This is a genomic window from Streptococcus pseudopneumoniae, assembly GCF_001072315.1.
Taxonomy (GTDB): Bacteria; Bacillota; Bacilli; order Lactobacillales; family Streptococcaceae; genus Streptococcus; species Streptococcus pseudopneumoniae_R.
In genome coordinates, this window is the sequence record NZ_JVLI01000146.1 from 1 (window position 1) to 8,399 (window position 8,399).

9 protein-coding genes, 1 other RNA gene and 1 pseudogene are annotated in these 8,399 nt (G+C 40.0%); 1 reads left to right on the plus strand and 10 read right to left on the minus strand.

The annotated features are described in order from the left end of the window. Nucleotides 1–87 precede the first annotated feature (87 nt). From ADH54_RS07730 to comW, 10 genes are all read right to left on the minus strand, one after another. Nucleotides 88–1,056 (minus strand): ribose-phosphate diphosphokinase, encoded by a 969-nt coding sequence (locus ADH54_RS07730; RefSeq protein WP_000010158.1) that lies wholly within the window; start codon nucleotides 1,054–1,056, stop codon nucleotides 88–90. 144 nt (nucleotides 1,057–1,200) lie between these two features. Continuing rightward, a complete protein-coding gene (locus ADH54_RS07735; RefSeq protein ID WP_049524663.1) occupies nucleotides 1,201–2,016 on the minus strand; it encodes a PrsW family intramembrane metalloprotease in 816 nt (271 codons plus the stop codon). Between the two features lie 24 nt (nucleotides 2,017–2,040). Beyond that, entirely contained in the window at nucleotides 2,041–2,538 is a 498-nt protein-coding gene (locus ADH54_RS07740) for a beta-class carbonic anhydrase (protein ID WP_004236873.1), read from the minus strand. A gap of 72 nt (nucleotides 2,539–2,610) precedes the next feature. Beyond that, on the minus strand, nucleotides 2,611–3,972 hold the full coding sequence (gene radA, locus ADH54_RS07745; protein WP_080566762.1) for a DNA repair protein RadA: 1,362 nt from the start codon (nucleotides 3,970–3,972) through the stop codon (nucleotides 2,611–2,613). Between the two features lie 13 nt (nucleotides 3,973–3,985). Beyond that, nucleotides 3,986–4,543 (minus strand): histidine phosphatase family protein, encoded by a 558-nt coding sequence (locus ADH54_RS07750; protein ID WP_080980822.1) that lies wholly within the window; start codon nucleotides 4,541–4,543, stop codon nucleotides 3,986–3,988. After that, nucleotides 4,503–4,946: a dUTP diphosphatase gene (locus ADH54_RS07755; protein ID WP_049524665.1), complete on the minus strand. Its 444-nt coding sequence runs from the start codon at nucleotides 4,944–4,946 to the stop codon at nucleotides 4,503–4,505. Before ADH54_RS07755 ends, ADH54_RS07750 begins: the two co-directional genes overlap by 41 nt. A gap of 56 nt (nucleotides 4,947–5,002) precedes the next feature. Then, nucleotides 5,003–5,100: signal recognition particle sRNA small type (ffs, locus tag ADH54_RS10845), an RNA gene on the minus strand. Between the two features lie 32 nt (nucleotides 5,101–5,132). Next, nucleotides 5,133–5,600, minus strand: coding sequence for a tRNA adenosine(34) deaminase TadA (gene tadA, locus ADH54_RS07760; RefSeq protein ID WP_049524666.1), 468 nt, complete (start codon nucleotides 5,598–5,600; stop codon nucleotides 5,133–5,135). 199 nt (nucleotides 5,601–5,799) lie between these two features. Further along, the gene (locus ADH54_RS07765) at nucleotides 5,800–7,086 is read right to left on the minus strand and encodes an adenylosuccinate synthase (RefSeq protein WP_049524668.1); all 1,287 of its coding nucleotides are present in this window, start codon (nucleotides 7,084–7,086) and stop codon (nucleotides 5,800–5,802) included. 230 nt (nucleotides 7,087–7,316) lie between these two features. Further along, complete coding sequence (gene comW / locus ADH54_RS07770; protein WP_049524667.1) at nucleotides 7,317–7,553, minus strand: sigma(X)-activator ComW; 237 nt, start codon at nucleotides 7,551–7,553, stop codon at nucleotides 7,317–7,319. A gap of 498 nt (nucleotides 7,554–8,051) precedes the next feature. Here comW and ADH54_RS11460 point away from each other — a divergent pair. Further along, nucleotides 8,052–8,213: pseudogene (locus tag ADH54_RS11460) on the plus strand (ISL3 family transposase); the annotation flags it as partial. Between the last annotated feature and the right edge of the window lie 186 nt (nucleotides 8,214–8,399).

Genomic DNA, 8,399 nt, shown 5'->3' on the forward strand with positions numbered 1-8,399 from the left:
TTACAGTATAGCACAGGAAGTGATTTTTTGCGCTTTTTTACTGTTTTTTTTCAAATAAAAACCTGAGAATTATCTCAGGCTTGGTCATTAAATCTTTTTCTCAATACTGAAAAGTGGAGAAAGTGGGCGTTTTTCATGGATACGTACGATAGCATCTCCTAGGAGATGAGCGATTGAAATCTGCTCAATCTTATCAATCAAGCGCTCTTCTGGCAAGTAGATAGTATCCAAAACCACCAATTTCTTGATAGCTGATTTTTGGATATTGTCCATAGCTGGCCCAGAAAGAACTGGGTGCGTACAGCTTGCATAGACTTCAACAGCACCAGCTTCCGCAAGGGCATCTGCCGCGTGGCAAATGGTTCCAGCTGTATCAATCATATCATCAATCAAGATACAAGTCTTGCCTTCTACCTTACCGATGATGTTCATGACTTCACTGGTATTCATCTTATCAACACTACGACGTTTGTCAATGATAGCAATAGATGTTTTCAAAAATTCTGCCAACTTACGAGCACGAGTCACCCCTCCATGGTCTGGGCTGACAACCACATAGTCAGAACCAACCATACCACGACGCTCAAAATAATCTGCAATCAGAGGAGCTCCCATCAAATGATCCACAGGAATATCAAAGAATCCTTGAATCTGCGCAGCATGCAAGTCGATTGTCAATAAACGATCTACCCCAGCTACTTCAAGCATATTTGCAACAAGTTTTGAGGTGATTGGCTCACGCGCTCTCGCCTTTCTATCCTGACGTGCATACCCATAGTAAGGCATGACAACATTGACAGATTCTGCACTGGCACGCTTCAAAGCATCTACCATAATCAAAATTTCAAGCAGATTGTCATTTACAGGCGAACTAGTTGATTGTAGGATAAAGACGTGTTTCCCACGGATTGATTCTTCGATGTTGACCTGAATCTCTCCATCTGAAAATTGGCGAACACTTGATTTCCCCAACTCTATCCCAATCTCCTGCGCCACACGTTCTGCCAATTCTTTATTAGAAGAAAGGGCAAACAGCTTTAAATCAGAAAAAGACATGATTTCCTCCGGTATATATGTATCGCTTGTGCTTTTCACAAGATTTTCCATCTACCATTGTAGCGCTTTTTACACTATTTTTCAATCAAAAATAAAAGAAGGGCACCATATTTGTACCCTTGCATCATTCTTTTGAAAAATATTCTAGTTCATTATCTTATCGTGCTTCTCAACAAAGCGATAAGCCTGATAAAAACCATAGAGAGTAATAGCTGTAACCACTGGAATCGCTAATGGCAACTCTGTCTCTAATTCTACAAAAGGAGAATTAAACAAGAAGTGAGTTCCCAAGGCTAAACCTAGGAAAATAAGCCCCTCTTTCTTGCCATCCTTCTGTCCTTTATAGGATCTATAAAGCAAGTAAACACCTACTACAGCCAGGCCTGAAAAAGTCCAGTGAGAGGCAATACCTGAGATGATACGCTCTAAAATTCGCGAAATAGTAAAGTCAAAGCCCTCTGGCAAATCCGTACGAATATAGCCAATATCCTCAATCATTTGGAATCCCAAACCAGAAGCAATCCCTAGTAAAAACAAAGATTTTAATTTTCGCACAGGAATCAAAGCTAAAACAAAAACAAGTGGCAATAATTTCAGAGGTTCTTCTACCAAAGGAGCCACAATAGCACTTTCAAAGGCATTTAAAAATGCACTATCTGGGAAAAGAACTCCCAGAAAATCATGGATATAAGTATTAGCAAAGCTAGACAACCAGCCTGAAAGGAACATCCCACCCAATAAAGACAAGATCAAGGCATTCTTTGACAATTCCCATTTTTTTCCAATACGGAAAAGGAAATAAAGAGCCGGAATCATGTAAAAGAGAGCTAGAAAGATAGAAACTCCCATTAGTCCATATTCCGCACCTGACATCGAACCGTCCGTATAGTAGATAGTTTCATACTGCAAACCAATACATAGTAATAAGATAAAAATAAATAAAATACTGTTTTTCTTCATACACTTTCTTTCTAAATGAATTTTTTACAATTCTACGACTGTCATACTTCCTGTATCCACATCGTAAATAGCACCAGAGATAATGACATCATCTGGTATTAGGGGAGACTCGATAAGGAGTTGCATATCCTCTCGCACACTCTCCTCTATATCTTGGAAGGGCAAGAAGTCCTGGTCTGACACATCGACACCCAATTCTTCCTTCAAATACTCCTGAAAAGAGCCATTTTCAAAAGTCTGAGCACCACAGTCTGTATGGTGCAATACCACAATCTCTCTTGTCCCCATTTGTTGCTGGGAAATAACTAGCGAACGAATCATGTCCTCAGTCACTCGACCACCTGCATTCCGCAAGATATGAGCATCCCCAAGTGCCAATCCCAAAGCTTGCGCAACGTGCAGACGTGAGTCCATACAGGTCACAATGGCTACTCTAGTTTTGGGTTTAAGTGGCAGATTTAACTGCCCATGTAGGGCAACATAAGCCTGATTGGCTTGCATAAACTGTTCAAAATACGACACGATTCCCTCCTTGAAAATTTGATAGTCAAATATTTCTCCTATCTTATCATTTTTAAGAGGATTTGTCACGGATTATGCAAAGACCTTTTTCAAAACTTCCTGAATCGTTGTCACGCCAATGACCTGAATTTTCTTAGGCGGAGTGATTCCTGTCAAGGAATTCTTAGGCACATAAATCTTAGTAAAGCCCAGTTTAGCAGCTTCATTGATGCGTTGCTCGATACGATTCACGCGTCGAATTTCTCCTGTCAAGCCCAGTTCTCCGACAAAACATTCCTGAGGATTAGTTGGCTTGTCTTTATAGCTCGAAGCAATGGCAACTGCAACAGCTAAGTCAATGGCAGGTTCATCCAATTTGACACCACCAGCAGATTTGAGATAAGCATCCTGATTTTGTAAGAGAAGACCTGCCCGTTTTTCCAAAACAGCCATAATCAAGCTAGCACGGTTAAAATCAAGGCCTGTTGTCGTACGCTTGGCATTTCCAAACATGGTCGGTGTCACCAAGGCCTGAACCTCCGCCAAAATCGGACGCGTCCCTTCCATGGTCACAACGATTGATGAACCAGTTGCTCCATCCAAACGCTCTTCTAGGAAAACTTGACTCGGATTAAGTACCTCGACCAATCCGCCCGACTGCATCTCAAAAATCCCAATCTCATTAGTGGAGCCAAAACGGTTTTTGACCGCTCTCAAAATACGAAAGGTATGGTGACGCTCCCCTTCAAAGTAAAGCACCGTATCCACCATATGCTCCAACATACGAGGCCCAGCTAATGTTCCTTCCTTGGTCACATGACCTACGATAAAGATGGCAATGTTATTGGTCTTGGCCAGCTGCATAAGTTCAGCTGTCACCTCACGCACTTGAGAAACAGATCCCTGCACCCCTGAAATCTCAGGAGACATAATAGTCTGAATGGAGTCAATAATGAGGAAGTCTGGTTGGATGCGCTCCACCTCAGCTCGAACACTCTGCATATTGGTCTCTGCATAGAGATAAAACTCGCTATCAATATCTCCCAAGCGCTCTGCTCGTAGCTTAATCTGCTGGGCAGACTCCTCCCCACTGACATAGAGAACTGTCCCCACTTGAGACAGCTGGGTTGAAACTTGTAAAAGAAGGGTTGATTTCCCAATCCCAGGATCCCCACCGATGAGGACGAGACTTCCTGGTACCACTCCGCCTCCAAGTACACGGTTGAATTCCTCCATCTCCGTCTTGGTTCGATTGACGTTAATTGAAGTCACCTCAGCTAGTTTCATGGGTTTTGTTTTCTCACCTGTCAAGGACACACGCGCATTCTTGACCTCGGCAACCTCAACCTCTTCTACAAAAGAAGACCAAGACCCACAGTTAGGACAACGTCCCAGATATTTAGGGGAATTATACCCACAATTTTGACATACAAATGTCGCTTTTTTCTTTGCGATGATAAACCTCTTTCTATATCTCTAACTCACACTCAATCACTTGGCAAAAATCAATCTTCTCATTTGGCACAAACTGACGCATGAGCATTCGATGAGCAACAACTACCACAGTCTGGTGTTCTCGATACTTAGACATACATTCTAGAAAACGAGACTTCATTTCCGTAGCTGTCTCATATTGAATAGGACTATTAGGAAGTAACTCCCCCTTATTTTCTAGAAACATAGTACGAGCTTTTTCAAAATTATCTGTGCCACTTTCATAGACCTGCCATTCATGCAATAATGGCTCCACTCTTAAAGGAAGACCCGTAGCACAAACCACATAAGAAGCCGTTTCTAAAGCTCTTGTGACTGCAGAAGATATGATTATTTCAGCCGAAGGGAGTAAAGGATTGGTGCTCAGTTCCTGAGCTTGCTGCCGTCCCTTCTCAGACAAGGGTGCCAAATCTATCCCAAATCCCGTATAAGAACGCTTCTCTAACTCACAATAATCTGGCTTCCCATGACGTACAAAGATAATCTTCATTCTAGTGCCCAGTCGATCCAAATCCACCAGTTCGAACGCCATCAGCCGCATCTCCATCTGCGATTAAGAAAGGTGCAAAGACAGCCTGAACAACACGTTCCCCAACTTCAAGAATAACCTCTTGGTCTGTGATATTCTTCATCTGCGCAAAAATATGCCCTTCATTCCCAGGATTTCCATAATAATCCCCGTCAACGACCCCAACTGAATTAATTAAAACCAAGCCCTTCTTACGAGGGTTTGAAGAACGATCATAGAGGTAGAGAACCTCAGTCGGCTGCATATAAGCCTTAACCCCTGTCGGAACCAAGACAATCTCTCCTGGAACGATAACTGTGCGCACAGCAACCTTTAAGTCGTAACCAGCCGCATGCGCTGTCTCACGCTTGGGCAATAAATTTTTATCTGTAAAAGTCGAAACCAATTCAAAACCACGAATTTTCATATTCTTCTCTTTTCTATTATCATTTATTCTAGATTATTCTATCTTATTTATTCGGAAAAAGCACGAAAAAAAGAGCACACAATTCAAATCGCTTAGGGCTGCTGGATTCCTCCCCTGACCCGCTTCACGCAGAACCGTTGCTCCACTATTTATTATATCACATTCCTATTCATTTTAAAAGCAAAATTATTTTTTCCGTCTATTTCTAAAAAAGTCCTGCATAATAGCTGCGCATTCATCTTCCAAAATTCCTATTTCAACCTCTACACGATGGTTAAGACGCTCATCTGTCAAGATATCGTACAAACTTCCAGCAGCGCCAAATTTCTGGTTTTTAGCCCCATAGACCACGTTTGGAATACGGGCAAGCCCAATCGCCCCACTACACATGACACACGGCTCAATGGTCACAAAAAGTGTGCAATCCAGCAAGCGCCAGCTCTCCTCACTCAAGTTCGCATTCTCTATAGCCATAATCTCCGCATGCATAACCGCTCGCTGCAATTCCTCACGCGCATTATGCCCACGGCCAATGATTTCTCCATCCTTGACAATCACACAACCAATTGGAATTTCATCGTGTTCAAGAGCAATCTCAGCCTCTCTCAATGCCTCTCTCATGAAGCTTTCTTTTTCTTCAACTGTATAATTCATCCGTTTCTCTTTTCCTGCTTATCGATTTTATTATTATATCATGAATCCCAACACAAAAAAAGCCACCGAATGCGGTGACTTTATAGGGAGATTATTATGAAAAAGAAAAGTTTAGGATATTTGTTACAACAAGTTAGGAGGTCTTCTTGTAACTGTCTATAGTATACCCGATCTATCTTAAACAAATCTTAAAAATCTCTTAGGACCAAACACTTTCTAAAATATTTGTTTGTTCACGACCAGGACCTACTGAGAAAGTAGAAATACGAACGCCAACCAATTCACTCACACGACGAACATAGTTACGCGCATTCTCAGGAAGATCTTCCAAATTACGAACTCCAGTGATATCTTCTGACCAACCTGGCAACTCTTCATAGATAGGCTTGCAACGTTTCAATTGCTCAAGACTAGCTGGATAGTAGTCAATACGTTGACCATCAAGATCATAGGCCACACAGATTTTCACAGTATCTAAACCACTCAAAACATCGATAGAGTTCAATGAAAGGTTAGTAATACCAGAAACGCGACGGCTATGGCGCATCACAACTGAATCAAACCATCCCACACGACGTGGACGACCAGTTGTTGTACCATATTCATGACCGACTTCACGGATACGTTCTCCCACTTCATCAAACAACTCAGTTGGGAAAGGACCGTCTCCAACACGACTCGTATAGGCTTTACATACACCAACAACCTTGTCTATCTTACTTGGACCAACACCAGAACCAATCGTAACACCACCAGCCACAGGGTTTGATGACGTAACAAATGGATAGGTACCTTGGTCGATATCTAGCATAACACCTTGTGCACCTTCAAAAAGCACACGTTTACCATTATCAAGCGCATCGTTCAAGATAACAGATGTATCAGTTACATATTGCTTGATTTGTTGGCCATATTCATAGTACTCTTCAAAAATATCATCAATTGAAATAGGAGTACTGTCATACAATTTTTCAAACAGACGATTCTTTTCCGCAAGATTACGTTCCAAACGCTCACGGAAAATGTCTTTATCCAAAAGATCGGCGATACGAATCCCAACACGAGCAGCCTTGTCCATATAAGCTGGACCAATTCCCTTAATTGTAGTACCAATCTTATTGTCACCCTTAGCTTCTTCCTGCAAACGATCTAACTCGATATGATAAGGCAAGATAACGTGCGCGCGATCAGAAATACGCAAGTTATCAGTTGTCACACCTTCCTCATGAAGATAGCTCAACTCTTTTACAAGAGATTTAGGATTTACAACCATACCATTCCCAATAACAGAGATTTTTTCAGGGAAGAAAATTCCAGATGGAATCAAGTGCAACTTAAATTTCTTACCATCGATCACAATCGTGTGACCTGCATTATCACCACCTTGGTAACGTGCAATCACTTCTGCATTAGCTGAAAGGAAATCTGTAATCTTCCCTTTACCTTCATCACCCCATTGGGTACCTACAACAACAACTGAAGTCATAATCTTGTCTGAGCCCTCAGGCTCTTCCTTTCTCACATACATGGCAGGAATCTCACCCGCAATTATATCTTACAATTTATTATAAGAAAAAATCGCCTTTTTATCAAGAAGAAACAATGGAAAGATTTGCTATTTCCAACTATTAAAAAATGTTTTAGAAAAAATTCCGGCTATTTATCATTATTTTTCCACAAAAAGTTAAATTTGTTCGGAAATTAACTCATATTGTCTCAACAAGCAACAAAACCTTGTTTCATTATCAATTTTTCAAGATACAAACGATAAGCAACACGATAATGGTAAACGATAAAATCCCTACGACACCCAATGCCATATCTAACTAAATAATAAATCAAAAATTTAAAATGAAAATCTTCCCATTCCCAACTATTATCAAAGAAAGTAGCATACTCTTCTTCGATACTGTCATAGAAATCAGTCATCTGATCATAAATACTTTGTAGCATAAGCATACACTCCTTTACTTTTTATGATCTTATTCTAACAAAAAATTATAAAAAGTTATTAATAATTCCTGAATTGTACAAATACCAACCTCAATAAGATAAAAAATAGGAAAAGTTGACAGAATAAGAACAAATATCTTACATCAAAAACAAACTATTAAATCCCTAAAAATAAAAAATTTCCTATAAATGATTTACAAAAATTATCCTTATTACAAATCATCCTGTACGGTTACCATTGCATTGAATCTTTCTCAGTTTAAGCTATAAAGTGATTGAATAGAAATGAAGCACTTAATAATTATTAAAAAGAAAAATAACTATAATATTTGTAGTGGTTAAATCCTCTATGGATCTTATGGACCCTATTTTAGGGTAGAAAAAAATTCCATAAGATTTATAATGAAAAGGCACCAAACCATCATTACACAGAATCATATGGAACAATTACACTTTATCACAAAATTACTAGAGCTTACAGACCCTAATTTCTAAATTATGGATATCATCAATAAGGGGTACACATAAGGAAATTATCGCTAAACTGGACTACGACGCCCCATCTTTCCCTGATTGCGGAAGTTAAATGAAGAAATATGACTTTCAAAAATATTCTAAGATTCCTCAATTCTACTTAGAGAGCATCGTTTTAAGTGCTATTAGTGCTCGAAAATGATGGTGTCTGAAACTTCTATCGTCAAGAAAAATATTTCGCTTCGTTAGGTGCGAGATAGATTATTAATTATATAACAAAAAAAGAGGTCAAAACCTCCTTTAATTAACTACTCCGCCAGTAGGACTCGAACCTACGACATCATGATTAACAGTCATGCGCTACTACCAACT

Excerpts from the sequence above, each read along its gene's own strand:
- comW (WP_049524667.1), bottom strand. The coding sequence starts at position 7,553 with ATGCTACAAAGTATTTATGATCAGATGACTGATTTCTATGACAGTATC.
- ADH54_RS07765 (WP_049524668.1), bottom strand. The coding sequence starts at position 7,086 with ATGACTTCAGTTGTTGTTGTAGGTACCCAATGGGGTGATGAAGGTAAA.
- ADH54_RS07755 (WP_049524665.1), bottom strand. The coding sequence starts at position 4,946 with ATGAAAATTCGTGGTTTTGAATTGGTTTCGACTTTTACAGATAAAAAT.
- ADH54_RS07730 (WP_000010158.1), bottom strand. The coding sequence starts at position 1,056 with ATGTCTTTTTCTGATTTAAAGCTGTTTGCCCTTTCTTCTAATAAAGAA.
- ADH54_RS07750 (WP_080980822.1), bottom strand. The coding sequence starts at position 4,543 with ATGGCGTTCGAACTGGTGGATTTGGATCGACTGGGCACTAGAATGAAG.
- ADH54_RS07735 (WP_049524663.1), bottom strand. The coding sequence starts at position 2,016 with ATGAAGAAAAACAGTATTTTATTTATTTTTATCTTATTACTATGTATT.
- tadA (WP_049524666.1), bottom strand. The coding sequence starts at position 5,600 with ATGAATTATACAGTTGAAGAAAAAGAAAGCTTCATGAGAGAGGCATTG.